This window comes from Roseococcus thiosulfatophilus, assembly GCF_017311575.1.
GTDB lineage: Bacteria > Pseudomonadota > Alphaproteobacteria > Acetobacterales > Acetobacteraceae > Roseococcus > Roseococcus thiosulfatophilus.
Genome location: NZ_JAFFQY010000022.1, coordinates 76,804 through 91,673, shown reverse-complemented (window position 1 = coordinate 91,673; position 14,870 = coordinate 76,804). Strand labels below are relative to the sequence as shown.

At 71.7% G+C, this 14,870-nt stretch carries 15 protein-coding genes; 7 read left to right on the top strand and 8 right to left on the bottom strand.

All coding sequences use genetic code 11. The annotated features are described in order from the left end of the window. The first annotated feature begins 1 nt into the window (after position 1). Complete coding sequence (locus JTN19_RS09660; RefSeq protein ID WP_206931813.1) at positions 2 to 1,486, top strand: MFS transporter; 1,485 nt, start codon at positions 2 to 4, stop codon at positions 1,484 to 1,486. A gap of 60 nt (positions 1,487 to 1,546) precedes the next feature. On the opposite strand, the gene JTN19_RS09655 is transcribed toward JTN19_RS09660, so the two are convergent. Together JTN19_RS09655 and JTN19_RS09650 are read right to left on the bottom strand one after the other, a co-directional pair. Next, complete coding sequence (locus JTN19_RS09655) at positions 1,547 to 2,851, bottom strand: SDR family oxidoreductase (protein WP_206931811.1); 1,305 nt, start codon at positions 2,849 to 2,851, stop codon at positions 1,547 to 1,549. Positions 2,852 to 2,910: 59 nt separating this feature from the next. After that, the gene (locus tag JTN19_RS09650) at positions 2,911 to 4,092 is read right to left on the bottom strand and encodes a methyltransferase (RefSeq protein ID WP_206931809.1); all 1,182 of its coding nucleotides are present in this window, start codon (positions 4,090 to 4,092) and stop codon (positions 2,911 to 2,913) included. A gap of 99 nt (positions 4,093 to 4,191) precedes the next feature. On the opposite strand from JTN19_RS09650, the gene JTN19_RS09645 reads away from it, so the two are divergent. Next, positions 4,192 to 5,172 carry a tripartite tricarboxylate transporter substrate binding protein BugD gene (locus tag JTN19_RS09645; RefSeq protein WP_206931806.1) on the top strand — a complete coding sequence of 327 codons (981 nt, stop codon included), beginning with the start codon at positions 4,192 to 4,194 and terminating at the stop codon, positions 5,170 to 5,172. Positions 5,173 to 5,213: 41 nt separating this feature from the next. On the opposite strand, the gene JTN19_RS09640 is transcribed toward JTN19_RS09645, so the two are convergent. Continuing rightward, entirely contained in the window at positions 5,214 to 6,179 is a 966-nt protein-coding gene (locus JTN19_RS09640) for a Bug family tripartite tricarboxylate transporter substrate binding protein (protein ID WP_206931804.1), read from the bottom strand. Positions 6,180 to 6,342: 163 nt separating this feature from the next. On the opposite strand from JTN19_RS09640, the gene radA reads away from it, so the two are divergent. Beyond that, positions 6,343 to 7,755 (top strand): DNA repair protein RadA, encoded by a 1,413-nt coding sequence (gene radA / locus JTN19_RS09635; RefSeq protein ID WP_206931802.1) that lies wholly within the window; start codon positions 6,343 to 6,345, stop codon positions 7,753 to 7,755. 35 nt (positions 7,756 to 7,790) lie between these two features. On the opposite strand, the gene JTN19_RS09630 is transcribed toward radA, so the two are convergent. Together JTN19_RS09630 and JTN19_RS09625 are read right to left on the bottom strand one after the other, a co-directional pair. Beyond that, the gene (locus JTN19_RS09630) at positions 7,791 to 8,117 is read right to left on the bottom strand and encodes a BrnA antitoxin family protein (RefSeq protein ID WP_340643305.1); all 327 of its coding nucleotides are present in this window, start codon (positions 8,115 to 8,117) and stop codon (positions 7,791 to 7,793) included. After that, on the bottom strand, positions 8,080 to 8,373 hold the full coding sequence (locus tag JTN19_RS09625; protein ID WP_242531022.1) for a BrnT family toxin: 294 nt from the start codon (positions 8,371 to 8,373) through the stop codon (positions 8,080 to 8,082). The genes JTN19_RS09630 and JTN19_RS09625 overlap by 38 nt, the downstream gene beginning before the upstream one ends. Positions 8,374 to 8,551: 178 nt before the next feature. Here JTN19_RS09625 and JTN19_RS09620 point away from each other — a divergent pair, with 178 nt between their 5' ends. Genes JTN19_RS09620 through JTN19_RS09610 form a run of 3 tightly spaced genes read left to right on the top strand, consistent with a single transcriptional unit; the run spans position 8,552 to position 11,315 of the window. After that, a complete protein-coding gene (locus JTN19_RS09620) occupies positions 8,552 to 9,112 on the top strand; it encodes a CvpA family protein (RefSeq protein WP_206931798.1) in 561 nt (186 codons plus the stop codon). Between the two features lie 11 nt (positions 9,113 to 9,123). Then, the gene (gene purF, locus JTN19_RS09615) at positions 9,124 to 10,614 is read left to right on the top strand and encodes an amidophosphoribosyltransferase (RefSeq protein ID WP_242531048.1); all 1,491 of its coding nucleotides are present in this window, start codon (positions 9,124 to 9,126) and stop codon (positions 10,612 to 10,614) included. Next, entirely contained in the window at positions 10,611 to 11,315 is a 705-nt protein-coding gene (locus JTN19_RS09610; protein ID WP_206931794.1) for an SDR family NAD(P)-dependent oxidoreductase, read from the top strand. Before purF ends, JTN19_RS09610 begins: the two co-directional genes overlap by 4 nt. Here the strand turns inward: JTN19_RS09610 and JTN19_RS09605 are convergent. Continuing rightward, positions 11,312 to 12,253, bottom strand: coding sequence for an NAD(P)-binding domain-containing protein (locus JTN19_RS09605; protein ID WP_206931789.1), 942 nt, complete (start codon positions 12,251 to 12,253; stop codon positions 11,312 to 11,314). The two genes, JTN19_RS09610 and JTN19_RS09605, sit on opposite strands and share 4 nt — an antisense overlap. Positions 12,254 to 12,370: 117 nt before the next feature. On the opposite strand from JTN19_RS09605, the gene JTN19_RS09600 reads away from it, so the two are divergent. Continuing rightward, positions 12,371 to 13,294 carry a lysophospholipid acyltransferase family protein gene (locus tag JTN19_RS09600; RefSeq protein WP_206931788.1) on the top strand — a complete coding sequence of 308 codons (924 nt, stop codon included), beginning with the start codon at positions 12,371 to 12,373 and terminating at the stop codon, positions 13,292 to 13,294. Between the two features lie 3 nt (positions 13,295 to 13,297). On the opposite strand, the gene JTN19_RS09595 is transcribed toward JTN19_RS09600, so the two are convergent. Together JTN19_RS09595 and JTN19_RS09590 are read right to left on the bottom strand one after the other, a co-directional pair. Continuing rightward, positions 13,298 to 14,101 (bottom strand): ABC transporter permease, encoded by an 804-nt coding sequence (locus JTN19_RS09595; protein ID WP_206931787.1) that lies wholly within the window; start codon positions 14,099 to 14,101, stop codon positions 13,298 to 13,300. Next, positions 14,098 to 14,847, bottom strand: a complete 750-nt coding sequence (locus JTN19_RS09590; protein WP_340643304.1) for an ABC transporter ATP-binding protein — start codon at positions 14,845 to 14,847, stop codon at positions 14,098 to 14,100. Before JTN19_RS09590 ends, JTN19_RS09595 begins: the two co-directional genes overlap by 4 nt. Positions 14,848 to 14,870 lie beyond the last annotated feature (23 nt).

Genomic DNA, 14,870 nt, shown 5'->3' with positions numbered 1-14,870 from the left:
CATGACCCCCCGGCCCGCCTTCTCCCCCGCCGAAGCCCGGCGGTCCTTCCTGCGGGCCTTCCCCACCATCGCGGTGGCCATCTTCATCCCGGCCATAGACACCACCATCACTGCCACCGCCCTGCCCGCCATGGCGGCGGAGTTCGGGGTGGTGGAGCGCATTTCCTGGGTGGTGGTGGCCTATCTCATCGCGGCCACCATCGCCGCCCCCGTCTTCGGCCGCCTGGGCGATGCCTTCGGCCGGCGGCACATGCTGCTGGTGGGCTTCGCCATGCAGGGGGTGGGCATGCTGGCCGCGGGGCTCGCGCCCAGCTTTGAGGGGCTGCTGGCCGCCCGCCTGCTGCAGGGCTTCGGCGGCGGGGCGCTGCTGACGCTGGCCATGGCCCTGATCGGCGAGAGCCTGCCCCCGCGGGAGCGCGGCCGCTACCAGGCCTATCTCGTGGCCTGCTTCATGAGCGCCTCCGCCACCGGGCCTTTGGCGGGCGGGTGGCTGACCCAGGCCTTTGGCTGGCCGGCGGTGTTCCTGGCCGGGCTGCCGCTGGTCCTGCTCGGGGCGGTGGCGGCCTGGCTGCTGCCACGCCGCCCCACCTCCGGCGCCGGCTTCCGCTTCGACCTGCCGGGCACGCTGCTCTTCGCCGTCTTCGTGCTGACGCTGGTGCTGATGCTGGACCGCATCCAGGCCCTGCGCTGGGACGCGGCGGTCTGGGCCGCGGTGTTCGGCGCGGTGGCGCTGGGCGCCCTGCTGGCGCTGGGCCTGGTCGAGCGCCGGATGCCCGACCCGCTGCTGCCTTTGCCCCTGCTGGCGCACCCGGCCATCTGGCGCCTGTCCATCCTGTCGGCCTGCGTGCAGGGCGTGCTGGTGGCGCTCATCTCCTTCCTGCCGCTCTACCTCTACGCGGTGCGGGACGTGCCGCTGGCGACAGTGGGCGTGCTGCTGCTGCCGATGAGCGTGGGCGGCGGCGTGGGGGCGTTGATTTCCGGGCAGTTCATGGCGCGCACGGGGCGGAACATGCTGCTGCCCTCCATCGGGCTGACGGCCTCGGCCGTGCTGCTCTCGGGGCTGGCCTTCGTGGGACAGAGCATCCCGCTGGCCTGGCTGCCCTGGGTGCTGGGGGTGGTGAGCTTCTGCTTCGGCACCTCCTTCCCCGTGGTGCAGACCACGGTGCAGGTGGCGGCTGGGCCGAGCCAGCTGGGGGTGGCCACGGCATCGGTTCAATTCATGCGCAACCTTGGTTCGGCGGCCGGGACGGCCATCCTCGGCACCGTGATCTTCGGCACCTTCGCCCTGGCCGATGCCGTCCTGGCCGAACGCTTCGCCACCGTCCTGCGCGGCGGGCGCGAGGCGCTCGCCGCCCTGCCCGTGCCAGAGCGCGCCGCCATGGCGGCGGGCCTCTCGGACGGCTACCGCGCCATGTTCGCCGGCGCGGCGGCCATCATGGCGCTGGCCGCCGTGATGGCCTGGCGGGTGCCGCTCCGCCGGGTCTGAGGTTGGCGCCTGATCCCGCGGCGGCGGAATCGCCGCCGCGGATCAGGCACCTGCACAAGGCTAGAGCCCGACGCTGTGCCGCAGCCGCTGGGCGGCGTCGCGGGCATTGTCATAGCCACGCTCGAACCAGGTGCGGTTGTCCCAGCGGGGCATCCAGCCGCGCTGGCGCACCAGCCCATGCTCGGCCGCGGTGTCGCTCAGATAGCGGCCGGCGTCGCGGGCATGGGAACTGGCATAACGCCCCGCCTCGTCGGCGTGACGGCCGAGGTAGCGGCCGGCCTCATGGGCGTGACGGCCGAGGTAGCGCCCGGCGTCGTGCCCGTAATGGTTCACCATCCGGCGCGCATAGTCCCAGTAGCTTTCCCGCGCGGTGCCACGGCACAGCGCCGCGAGGCCGAGCACCCCCACCGTCATCAGCGCGAGCGACGTGACGGGATACATCTTCGCCGTGGTGTAGAGGCTGCTGTTGAAGGTGTGCCCCTGGTCGCCATAGCGCTTCCCATCCTCGCCGGCGCTGTGCAGGTTCTTGGGGGTGTTCCGCTTCGGCACGCCGGACTGCCTGGCCGTGCGGAAGAAGGAATAGCTGAACACCTGGTCCGCCAGCAGCGGCACGGTGCGCGTCAGCGCGATCATGAAGCGGCCCCAGCCACCCACCACCAGGTCACGCGTCGGATGGACGGCGGCGTGCAGGATGGCCTTGGCCACCACCTCCGGCGCGTAGACTGGCGGCGGCACCTGGCTCTTCTCGTCCATGTAGTTCTGCGCGTGCTCGCCGAAGGGCGTGTCAATGCCCGAAGGCTGGATCAGCGTGATGCGCGCCGGGCTGCCCTCATGGATCATCTCCAGGCGCAGGCTGTCGGTGAAGCCCTTCACCGCGAACTTCGACGCCGTGTAGGCGCTGAGGATGGGCGAGGGCATCTCGGAGGAGATGGAGCCGATGTTGATCAGCGTGCCGCCCCGCTTCTTCAGCGTCTTGAGCGCGACCGTCGAGCCATAGACCACGCCCCAGTAATTCGTCTGGAACAGCTTCTGGTGGTCCTCGTCGGACATCTCCTCGAGCTTCGCATAGGCGCCGATGCCGGCATTGTTCACCCAGGTGTCGAAGCCGCCATAGGTGGTGATGGCGGTCTGCGCGATCTTCTCGACATCCTCGCGCACACCCACATCGGCCACGACCGTGGCGCATTGCCCGCCGGCCGCCTTGATGGCGGAACAGATGGTCTCGAGCGCCTCCTCGTTGCGGGCGGCCATCACGACCTTCGCGCCGCGCTTCGCCGCCATGCAGGCGGTGGTGAGGCCGATGCCGGAGGTCGCGCCGGTGATGACGATGACCTGCTGGTTCAGGGGTTTGGATTTACGGGCCATGTGGTGCCTCCGATGGATCTGCGCGACGGAGGGCCGCCGCATCCTCGGGGGCTAACCGATCAGCCCGGGGCGGGTTGCCGGCGCAGCAGGAACAGCGCGCCCTCCACCGGGGCGCCCTTTTCCTGGCGCAGCACCGCAGGTTCCCGCCGCAGCGGCGTGAGGCCCGCGGCCTCGGCGAGCGACGCCACATGCGCGGGATCGTGCCGGAAGCGCAGCCCCTGGCCCAGCTCCACCTGCGCCGCGCCCGTCTCGATGCTGAACAGCGCCTCGCCCCCCGGCTTCAGCGCGGCGCGGATGGCGGCCAGGGCGGGCGCGAGGTCGCCCAGGTAGTTCAGCACGTCGGCGGCGGCGACCAGGTCATAGGCCGTCGCGCGGCGCGGCAGGAAATCCAGCAGGTCCGCCTCGTGCAGCGCGTCGTAGAGGCCGCGCGCCCGGGCCCGGTCCAGCATGCGGGGCGAGAGGTCCAGCCCCTCCAGCCGTTTCGCGAAGGGCTTCAGGGCCACGCCGGAAAGCCCGGTGCCGCAGCCCAGGTCCAGCACGCGGGCGCGGGTGCCGGGTTCCAGCAGCGCCGCCAGCAGGGCGGGGGTCTGGTAGTCCAGCGCCTCGGCCAAATCCTGGTCAAAGCGGGGGGCGAAGGCGTCGAACATCTCGCGCACGAAGGCGGCGGGGGCCCGCGGGGGCAGGGGGGCCTCGCCCAGCGCGGCCAGCAGGAAGCCGGCCTGGGTCGCGAGCGGCCCCTTCACGGCCTGGGCGGCGGCGCGCGCCTCCTCGGCCTCGCCCGCCTGGTGGGCGGCATGGGCCAGGGTCAGCGCCACCTCGGGCGAGGCGGGGGCGAGGCGATGCGCCTCGCGCAGCGGACCCAGCGCCGCTTCCGGCTGCCCGCCCGCGGTCAGCGCCTGGCCCAGGTTGCGCAGGCTGGTCACGTCATCAGGCTCGCGTTCCAGCGCGGCCTGGAGGGTGGCCACGGCCTGGGGCAATTGGCCATCGGCGGCCAGCGCCGCGCCATGGTTGGCCAGGTAGATGGCGCTGTCAGGCATCACGGCCAGCGCCCGGGCCGAATGCTCCACCGCCGCCGCCGTGTCGCCGCGTTGCAGCGCGCAGACGGAGAGCAGGTTCTCCGCGTCCGGGTGGCCGGGGGCGAGGCGCAGCGCGCGGCGGTAGAGGCTCTCCGCCTCCTCCACCTTGCCGGCACGGTGGCGCTCGGCGCCGCGGCGCAGCAGGTCTTGGGCCGTGATCTTCATGGGCCAACCTATGCGCGGCGAAACGCCCTATTGCAAACCCGGGGGGGCGAAACCAAAACATCGCCTGTCATCCTCAGAATCCCCCCGGGAGAAACCTCCATGTCGCAATTCACGCGCCGCGCCCTGCCGGCGCTCGGTCTTGGGCTGGCCGCCCCTGCCATCGCCTCGGCCCAGTCCTTCCCGACGCGCAACCTCAGCATCGTGGTGCCCTTCGCGGCCGGCGGGCCGACCGACACGGTGGCGCGGCTGGTGGCCCAGGGAATGACGGCCAATCTCGGCCAGAACGTGATCGTGGAGAACGTGGCCGGCGCCGGCGGCACCCTCGGCGCCCAGCGCACCGCCCAGGCGCGGCCGGATGGCTATTCGCTGCTGATCCATCACATCGGGATGAGCACCATCCCCACCCTGTATCGCCGCCTGGCCTATGACCCGATCAACGGCTTCGAGACCATCGGCCTCATCACCGAAGTGCCCATGACCATCGTGGCGCGGCGCGACTTCCCGGCCAACAACCTCCAGGAATTGATCGAGGTGGTGCGCCGTGACCGCGAGCGCATCAACCTCGCCAATGCCGGCATCGGCGCGGCCTCGCACCTCTGCGGCCTCCTGTTCCAGTCGGCGCTGAACGTGCCGCTGACCACGGTGCCCTATCGCGGCACGGCGCCCGCCATGGCGGACCTGATGGGCGGCCGCGTGGACATCCTGTGCGACCAGACCACCAACACCACCCAGCAGATCTCCGCGAACCAGATCCGCGCCTATGCGGTGACGACGCGCGAGCGTGTGTCCGCGCTGGGTGACCTGCCGACGGCCGCCGAGGCCGGGCTGCCGGGCTTCGAGGTCAGCGTGTGGCACGGCATGTATGCGCCGCGCGGCACGCCCGCCCCCGTGGTGGAGCGCCTGTCCCAGGCCCTTCAGGCGGCGCTGCGCGAGGCCTCGCTGGTCGAGCGCTTCGCCGCGCTGGGCACCGCCCCCGTCGCGCAGGAGCGCGCGACGCCCGCCGCCCACCGCGAATTCTGGCAGGCTGACGTCGCCCGCTGGCGCCCGGTGATCCAGGCCGCGGGCCAATTCGCGGACTGATATGCGTGGGGGCGGGGCGCCATGCCCCGCCCCTGCCGCCCTCAATCGGCGGTGATGCCGACCTCGCGCACCAGCGCGGTCCACATGGCGCGGTCCTCGCGCAGCCTGGCGTCCAGCTCGGCCCCCGGGGCGAAGCGCGGGAAGGTGCCCAGGTTGGTGAGCGTCCGCGGCAGGTCCGTGTTCTCGAAAACCCAGCGGAGGTTGTCCTCCAGCCGCTGCCGGACAGGCGCCGGCGTGGCGGTGGGCGCCGCGATGCCCTGCCAGCTGGTGAAGACCCAGTCCATGCCCTGCTCGCGCACCGTGGGCACATCGGGCAGCTGCGGGTGGCGCTCGGCCGAGGTGATGCCGATGACGCGCACGCGCCCCCCTTCATGCGCCCCGCGCACCACGCTGTAGCCGTCCAGCATCATCTGGGTGCGGCCGCCCAGCAGGTCCTGGAAGGCGGGGGCGGAGCCGCGATAGGGGACATGCACGATGTCCACGCCGGCCTGGCGCTTCCACACTTCGAAGGCCAGGTGCGGCACGCCACCGGAGCCGCCGGAGCCGAAGTTCAGCTCGCCCGGCCGCGCCCTCGCCGCCGCGATCAGGTCCGGGATGGACCGGATGGGGCTGTCCGCATGCACCACGAAGACCAGCGGGCCCAGGGTGATCTGCCCCACGAAGCGGAAATCGCGCGAGGTGTCGAAGGTCAGGTTGGGAAACAGCGCGTGGGTCATGGCGAAATTGCCGACATTGCCCTGGAACAGGGTGTTGCCGTCGGGCGGCGCCTTGCTGACGAAATCCATGGCGATGTTGCCGTTGTTGCCGGCGCGGTTGTCGATCACGACGGGCTGGCCCAGCCGCTCGCTCCAGCGCTGCGCGATGGGGCGGGCCAGGGCGTCCACGCCGCCACCGGCGGGAAAGCCCACCACGACACGGATGGTGCCCGACTGGGCGCGCAGGATGCCGGGGGCGGCAAGCAGGCCTGCGGCAGGTGCGATCAGCGCCGCGCGGCGGGTCAAGGACATGGTTTTTCCTCCGGTTTATTGTCCGGAAGGCTGGCCGCTGGCGGGGGCCGATGCAACCCCGGCCTGGCAAGACGAATCCGGAAATTTCCGCGATGCTGGAACCGAACGCCTGGGAGCGATGGCATGACGCGACGACCCGTACCCGTGCCGGCCCGGTAGCCTGATGGCGAAGGAACGCACCCGCTTCGTCTGCCAGTCCTGCGGCGCCGTCCATCCCAAGTGGCAGGGCCGCTGCGATGGCTGCGGCGAATGGAACACCCTGGTCGAGGAGGCCGCCCGCACCGGCCCCGGCCCCGGCGCCAAGGCCCCGCCGGGCAAGGGCATCACCATCCTGGGCCTGCAGGGCGAGACCGCGCCCCCGCCCCGGCACCTGACCGGCATCGCGGAGCTGGACCGCGTGCTGGGCGGCGGCTTCGTGCCCGCCTCGGCCGTGCTGGTGGGGGGTGACCCGGGCATCGGCAAATCCACCATCCTGCTCCAGGCGGCGGCGCGCATGGCCAGCGCGGGCAAGCGCGTCCTCTACATCTCGGGCGAGGAGGCGGTGGCGCAGGTGCGGCTGCGCGCCCAGCGCCTGGGGCTGACCGAAAGCCCGATGGGCCTCGCCTCCGCCAGCGCGCTGCGCGACATCACGGCCACGCTGGAGCATGAGCGCGAGGCCGCGCTGGTGGTGATCGACTCCATCCAGACCATGTGGCTGGACACGCTGGATTCCGCGCCCGGCACCGTGGCCCAGGTGCGCGCCTGCTCCAACGAGCTGATCCGGCTGGCGAAATCACGCGGCTTCGCGCTGGTGCTGGTGGGCCATGTCACCAAGGAGGGCACCCTGGCCGGCCCCCGCGTGCTGGAGCACATGGTGGACGCCACCCTCTATTTCGAAGGCGACCGCGGCCACCAGTTCCGCATCCTGCGCGCCGTGAAGAACCGCTTCGGCGCGACGGATGAGATCGGCGTCTTCGAGATGACCGAGGGCGGGCTGATGGAAGTCCCCAACCCCTCGGCGCTCTTCCTGGCCGAGCGGCGCGGCAACATCTCGGGCAGCGCCGTCTTCGCGGGGCTGGAGGGCACGCGGCCGGTGCTGGTGGAGGTGCAGGCGCTGCTGGCCCCATCCTCCGGCGGCTCGCCGCGCCGGCAGGTGGTGGGCTGGGATGGCGGGCGGCTCAACATGCTGCTGGCCGTGCTGGAGGCGCGCTGCAACCTCACCTTCGCCCAGGCCGATGTCTATCTGAACATCGCGGGCGGACTGCGCATCAACGAACCGGCGGCGGATCTGGCGGTAGCGGCGGCGCTGGTCTCCGCCATGACCGACCGGCCCACGGAGCCCGATGCCGTCTATTTCGGCGAGGTGGGGCTTTCGGGCGAGGTGCGCCAGGTGTCCCAGGCCGAGCAGCGCCTGCGCGAGGCCCAGAAACTGGGCTTCGGCCAGGCCGTGCTGCCGCGGCGCGTGGCGCGCGGGTCCAAGCAGCCCGCCCCGGTGGAGGGGCTGCGGCTGACCGAGATCGGGCATCTGGCGGACCTGGTGGCGCCGTTTGCGGCGCAGACGGTGCGGCGCGGCGGGGGCGCCAAGGCGGCCGGCTGACGGCTTCGGCGGATGCCGAAGCCGACTGGACGCAGCTACCGCGGCTTCGACGCCGCCGTCATGAAGGCGCGCAGCACCGCGTTCATGCGCGTCTGGTAGCCCGGCCCCTGGGCGCGGAACCAATCGACCACATCCGGGTCCACCCGCAAGGAGAGCAGCTTCTTCGTGCCGGGCGCGACGGGGATCGCGTCCAGGTGCCAGTCGGGCGGGATATTTTTCCAGTCGGGATCGGTGGCGATGTCGCGCGCCAGTTCGGCCTCGGTCTTGGCGTCCACCCGGGCCCAGTCGGTGCGGCTTTCGCCCTTGGCGCGGCGTTCGCGAAGCTCAGTCGCCGAAAGCCGCTTGGTGTTGCTCGCGCTCACGTTGTCGTGCCTTTCGCAGGGAGATGACGCGGATGGCGCCATCCCGTTCGGTGAAAATCATCGCCACATGGCGGCCGGCGATGCGGCCGATGGCCAGATGGCGGACCTCTCCGTCCACAGTGCGTGCCTCGGTTAGGAGATGCGGTCCTTCCAGGACGAGGTCCGCGTCGAGGAAGTCGAGGCCGTGCTTGGCGAGGTTGGCGTGCCGCTTTGCCTCATCCCATTCGAACATCTGGTTTGCGTTCTCGGACGTCATCAAAGACTCCAACGTGGGGACGCCGTGCTTGCGCATGGCAGGAAGGGACAAAAAACATCCGGTTCTCCCACGGGCCGATCTTGGCCTACGCTTTGTTGCTGCAAACGTAGCTACAATTGCGCGCCGTGTCAACCCACCCCTGACGTCCCGCCCCAATCCGGCTATACCGCGCCGCATCATGACCTGGGTCGACGGCGTCCTCCTCTTCGTGATGGTGATTTCCGCCATCCTCTCCCTCCTGCGCGGTTTCGTGCAGGAATTCCTGGGCGTGGCCGCCTGGATCGGCGCGGCCTTCGCGGCCTTCGCCCTCCAGGAAAGCCTCACGCCCCTGCTGGCCGGCGTGGTGGAGCCCGACTGGCTGGCCGATGCCATCGTCATCGGCGGCACCTTCCTGGTGGTGCTGATCGTGCTGAAGCTGGTCATCCACGCCATCGCGGGCCGGGTGCAGGACAGCGCGCTGGGCGGGCTGGACCGTTCCCTGGGCTTCCTCTTCGGCCTGGCGCGCGGCGCCTTCCTGGCGGTGCTGGCCTATGTCATCGCGGGGCTCTTCGTGCCGGCGGTGGACCGCTGGCCGGAGCCGGTGCGGGACGCCATGGCCCTGCCCTATGTGGTCGAGGGCGCGCGCTGGCTTGCGGACAGGCTTCCCGAGGAGTATCGCCCGCGCATAGCAGAACCGCCCGAGCGCCGCATGCCCACGCAGGATGACCTGTTGCGCCCGCCCGCCCGCGACCGCATCTGAAGGTCATGCGCATGCCCCAAGCCGAAACCCTCTCCACTCCCCACGGCCTGGGGCCCCACGGTCTTGGGGCTGACGACGACCATTTCCACGAGGAATGCGGCGTCATCGGCGTCTGGAACGGCAAGGATGCCGCGGCGCTGACCGCGCTCGGCCTGCACGCGCTCCAGCACCGGGGCCAGGAGGCCTCGGGCATCGTGGCGCTGAGCGAGAAGGGCGAGTTCCACTCCCACCGCGGCCTCGGCCTCGTCGGCGACATCTTCGGCGACGCCAAGGTGATGGCGGGCCTGCCCGGCCGCGCCGCCTGCGGCCACAACCGCTACGCCACCACGGGCGAGACGGCGTTGCGCAACGTCCAGCCCCTCTACGCGGATTTCGAGTTCGGCGGCCTCGCCGTGGCGCACAACGGCAACCTGACCAATGCCGGCCAGCTCCGCCGCGCCCTGGTGCGCCGCGGCTGCCTGTTCCAGTCCAGCACGGACAGCGAGGTCTTCGTCCACCTCATCGCCATCAGCCTCTATTCCAACGTGGTGGACCGGCTGATTGACGCGCTGAAGCAGGTGCAGGGCGCCTATTCGCTGGTCGCGCTGCACAATGGCGCGCTGATCGGCGCGCGGGACCCGCTGGGCGTGCGGCCTTTGGTGCTGGGCAAGCTGAACGAGGGCTGGGTGCTGGCCAGCGAGACCTGCGCGCTGGACATTGTGGGCGCCGAATTCGTGCGCGACATCGAGCCAGGCGAGATCGTCGTCATCAACGACGAGGGCATCCGCAGCCTCAGCCCCATGCAGCCCGCCCCGTCGCGCTTCTGCATCTTCGAATACATCTACTTCGCCCGGCCGGATTCCGTGGTCGAGGGCACGCCGGTCTATGAGACGCGCAAGCGCATCGGCGCCGAGTTGGCGCGCGAAAGCCATGTGGCGGCCGATGTGGTCGTGCCCGTGCCCGACAGCGGCGTGCCCGCCGCCATGGGCTATGCCACCGAGGCGGGCGTTCCCTTCGAGCTCGGCATCATCCGCAACCACTATGTGGGCCGCACCTTCATCGAGCCCACGGACCAGATCCGCCACCTGGGCGTGAAGCTCAAGCACAGCGCCAACCGCGCCATGCTGGAGGGCAAGCGCGTCATCCTGGTGGATGACAGCATCGTGCGCGGCACCACCTCGAAGAAGATCGTGGAGATGGTGCGCAACGCGGGCGCGGCGGAGGTCCACATGCGCATCTCCTCGCCGCCCACCACCCATTCCTGCTTCTACGGGATTGATACGCCCGAGCGCGCGCAGCTTCTGGCCGCCCAGCATGATCTGGACGCCATGGCGAAGCTGATCGGCGTGGACAGCCTGGCCTTCATCTCGCTGGACGGGCTGTATCGCGCGCTGGGCCGGCCGGGACGCGACGCGGCCAGCCCCGCCTATTGCGACGCCTGCTTCACCGGCGACTACGCCATCCCGTTGACCGATTGGTCGAACGCCCCCGAATCCAAGGCCAAGGCCGCCATCCCCGCATGAACGACACGACACTGAAGGGGCAGGTGGCGCTGGTCACCGGCGCCTCGCGCGGGATTGGCCGCGCCACGGCCTTGGCACTGGCCGCGCGCGGCGCCCATGTGGTGCTGACCGCCCGCACCCAGGGCGCGCTGGAGGAGGCGGATGACGCCATCCGGGCTATTGGCGGCAGCGCGACCTTGCTGCCGCTGGACCTCATCCGCGAGGCCGACCAGATGGACGCCATCGGCCCCTCGCTGGTGGAACGCTTCGGCCGGCTGGACATCCTGGTGCATGCGGCCGGCCACCTCGCGCGGCTGACGCCGGCCGCGCATATCGTGCCCAAGGACTGGTCGGACAGCCTGGCGGTGAACGCCACGGCCGCCTGGCGCCTGATCCGCACCTGCGACCCGCCCCTGCGCGCCGCCCCCGCCGGCCGCGCGCTGTTCCTGACCGACGGCCAGGCGGACCAGGCCTATTGGGGCCTCTACGGCGCGGCCAAGGCGGCGGCGGCGCATCTGGTGGGTTGCTGGGCCGCCGAGGTCGCCCGCACCCCGCTGCGCGTGGCCCTGCTGGACCCGGGGCCGGTCAACACCAAGCTGCGCTCCTTCGCCTTCCCGGGCGAGGACCCGGCCTCCATCCGCCAGCCCGACTCCGTGGGCGAGGCCATCGCGTCCCTGGTCGCCGGCGGTGACATCGCGCAGGGCGCGACGATCCGAATCTAACCCAGCGCGCGGGCCAGCGTCGGCCCGTCCAGCGCCGCCAGCACCGGGTGGGCGGAAGCCCCACCCCCCATGCCCGCCTTCAGGATGGCCAGCGCCCCGCCCAGCAGCGGCAGGGGCGTGCGCGTGGCGCGGCCCAGCGCGGCCAGGAATTCCAGGCCGTGCAAGGTCTCGGCCAGGGGTGGGTCGGCCAAGGCGCCCGTGCCGGCCAGCAGGTCATCCAGACCCGGCAGCACGCGCCCGCAGGCGGCGGCCAGCGCGTCGCGCTCCCGACCAAAGGCGGCCAGCAGGCGCAGCGGGGCCTCCTCCATCCGCGCGGGGGCCAGCAGCCGCGCGGCGCCGACCAAGGCCATGGGGTCGGCCAGCCCCGCCGCCAGCATGTCGGACAGCGGGTCCACCGGCACGTCGAAGATGCGCGCGGTCAGTTCCGCCAGGGCCGGCGCCGCCGCGGCCGGCAGCCCCGCCAGCCAGAGGCGCGGCCGCTGCCCCGTCACCGACAGGCTGCCATCGCTGTTGCGTTCCGCCAGCAGGGGCAGGGCGGGCAGGGCGCCGATGCGCGGCACGCCGCCCCGCGCCAGCAATTCCCGTTGCAGCAGCAGCCCGGCCAACCCCCCCGAGGGCGCGAAGATCAGCGCCGGATCACCCCGCAGCGCGCCCGCGATCCGCACCACCGCGCCCGGCAGCACGGCGGGCGGCAGGCAGATGAGGACGGCATCCGCGCCCTCCATGGCCCGGCCGAGATCGGCCGCCACCCGCACCGGCCAGCGCCCGGCCAGCGCCCCCCGCGTCGTCACCGATCCCAGGATGTGCCGCGTGCCGCCGCCGCGCGGCGACCACAGCACCGCCTCATGCCCCCGCGCGGCCGCCTGCGCGGCCATGGCGGTGCCCGCCGGCCCCGCGCCCAGCACCGCGACTCGCAGGGGTTTCCCGGCCGGTTCCATTCCGTGACCTTGCCGCGCGCCTGTGGCCCAGGACAACCCCGGGTTCGGCCGCAGGCTTCATCATCCTGTCGTCATCCCGTCATTGCCTTGACCCGATCAAAGCGGATAGCTGCCCAGATGAACCCTGACGCTGCCGCCTTCGACGGACCTGCCCCGGGCACGCCAGCCGCCGGCGCGCGACGGCTCCGGCGCGGCCGCCCCCTGCGCTTCCGCCCGCGCCTGCCCGGGCCGATCTGGAACGACGTGCTGGGCGAGCGGCCCGAAGGCGGCCGGCTGCGCGCCATGCGCCGGATGATCACGGCGCTGCTCTTCACCCTGTTGTGCATGCCCATCCAGGCCGTGCTGCTGCTGCTGCCCGGCCCGGCCAAGAGCGCCTTCCCGCGCTTCTACCACCGCACCCTGTGCTGGCTCATCGGGCTGAAGCTGCGCGTCATCGGCCGGCCGACCGGGGCGCCGCGCACGCTTTATGTCTCCAACCATTCCTCTTGGCTGGACATATTGGTGCTGGGCGCCACGCTGGATGCACGCTTCGTCAGCAAGAGCGAGGTGGGCACCTGGCCTGTCATCGGCTGGGTGGCGAAGCTGGGGCGCACGGTCTTCGTCAGCCGCACCCGCGGCCGCACGGGCAGCGAGGCGCAGGAGATGCGCGCGCGCATGGAGGCGGGCGACAGCCTGATCCTCTTCCCCGAGGGCACCACGAGCGACGGCGCCCGGGTTCTGCCCTTCCGCTCCTCCTTCTTCGCCGTGGCCAATGCGGCGCAGCAGGTGCAGCCCGTGACCCTGGTCTACGACCGGCTGGGCGGGCTGCCGGTGGGGCGGCGCGACCGCCCCCTCTTCGCCTGGTATGGCGACATGGAGACGGCGAGCCACGCCTGGCGCCTGCTGCGCCGCACCGGCACCCGCGTCACGGTCGTGATGCACGCGCCCTTCGCGCCCGAGACCGTGCCCGACCGCAAGCTGCTCGCCGCCCGCGTGGGCCGCGCCGTCAGCGAGACGGCGGCCGCGCTGCGCCAGAACCGGGACGTGAGCGTCGGCGCCTGAGCCCTATTCGCCAATGTTCAGCAACGCGCCCCGCACCCGCGCGCCGCGCAGCTGCCCCATGAACAGCGCCGCCATGCCCGTGATCCAGACGAGGTTCAGCGCATAGGCCGCGGCCAGATGGTCCCAGGCGATGACCCCCTGCGTCAGCGCGGCGCGCATCCCCTCGAAGACATGCGCGGCCGGCAGGATCAGCGCCACGGGCTGCAGCCACACCGGCAGCACCGCCACCGGGTAGAAGACGCAGGCGAAGGGCGTGATGCCGAACAGCACGGACCAGGCCAGCGCCTCCGCCCCCGCGCCATAGCGCAGGATCAGCGAGGTCACGCCCAGCGCCACCGCCCAGCCCATCAGGATCAGCGCGGCGAAGAAGGCCACCAGCACCGGCCCCATGGAGAAGATGTTGAAGGCGTAGAGCACCCAGGCCAGCCCCATGGCCGGGATCACGCCCACCATGGCGCGCAGCAGGCTCATGGTCATCAGCGCCGCCACCATCTCGGCGGGCCTTATGGGCGAAACGAAGATGTGGCCCAGGTTGCGCGACCAGATCTCCTCCAGGAAGGAGATGGAGAAGCCCATCTGGCTCCGCAGCGCCGCCTCCCACAGCAGCACGCCGCCGATCAGCACGCCGGCCGCGATGCTGGTCACGTCGTTCTGCAATCCGGCCAGGTAGGCGGTGACGAAGCCCCACACCACCATCTGAAGCGCGGGCCAGTACATCAGCTCGATGATGCGCGGCGGCGAGCGACGGAACAGCGCGAGGTGCCGGTAGACCAGGCCCCAGACGCGGCGCAGCGCGGCGGCGTTCATGCCAGGGCCTCCGCGCGGGTGCCGCGCGCGATGTCGAGAAACACCTGCTCCAGATCGTCCCGCCCGTAGCGGGCGATGAGGTCGTCCGGGCTGCCCTGGTCCACGACGCGCCCCTGCTTGAGCATCAGCACATGGCCGCAGAGCCGCTCCACCTCCGCCATGTTGTGGCTGGCGAGCAGGATGGCGCAGCCCGTCTCGTCCCGATAGCGCTCCAGCCGGGTGCGGACCCAGTCGCCCGTGTCGGGGTCGAGGCTGGCGGTGGGCTCATCCAACAGCAGCAGGGCAGGTGTGTTGATCAGCGCCTTGGCCAGCGCCACGCGCGTCTTCTGCCCCGCGGACAGGTCCCCCGCCGGGCGTTCGATGAAATCGGTCAGCTGCAATTCCTCGGCGAGGCGGGCGATGCGCGCCTCCAGCCCCCGCACGCCGTAGAGATGCCCGTAGACCCGCAGGTTCTCCCGCACCGACAGCTTGTGCGGCAGGGAGATATAGGGGGACGAAAAATTCATCCGCGCCAGCGCCGCGAAACGGTCCGTCGCCATGTCATGCCCCAGCGCCACGACGCGCCCCGAGGTCGGCAGCAGCAGCCCCAGCAGCATGGCGATGGTGGTGGTCTTGCCCGCGCCATTGCCGCCCAGCAGGCCGAGCGTGGTGCCGGCGGTGAGGGTGAAGCTCAGCCCGTCCACGGCCGGGGGGCGGCCGGGGGCATAGCGCTTGACGAGGTTCTCGACGGTCAGGGCATGGGTCACGCCCCAGATATGCGCCGACATGC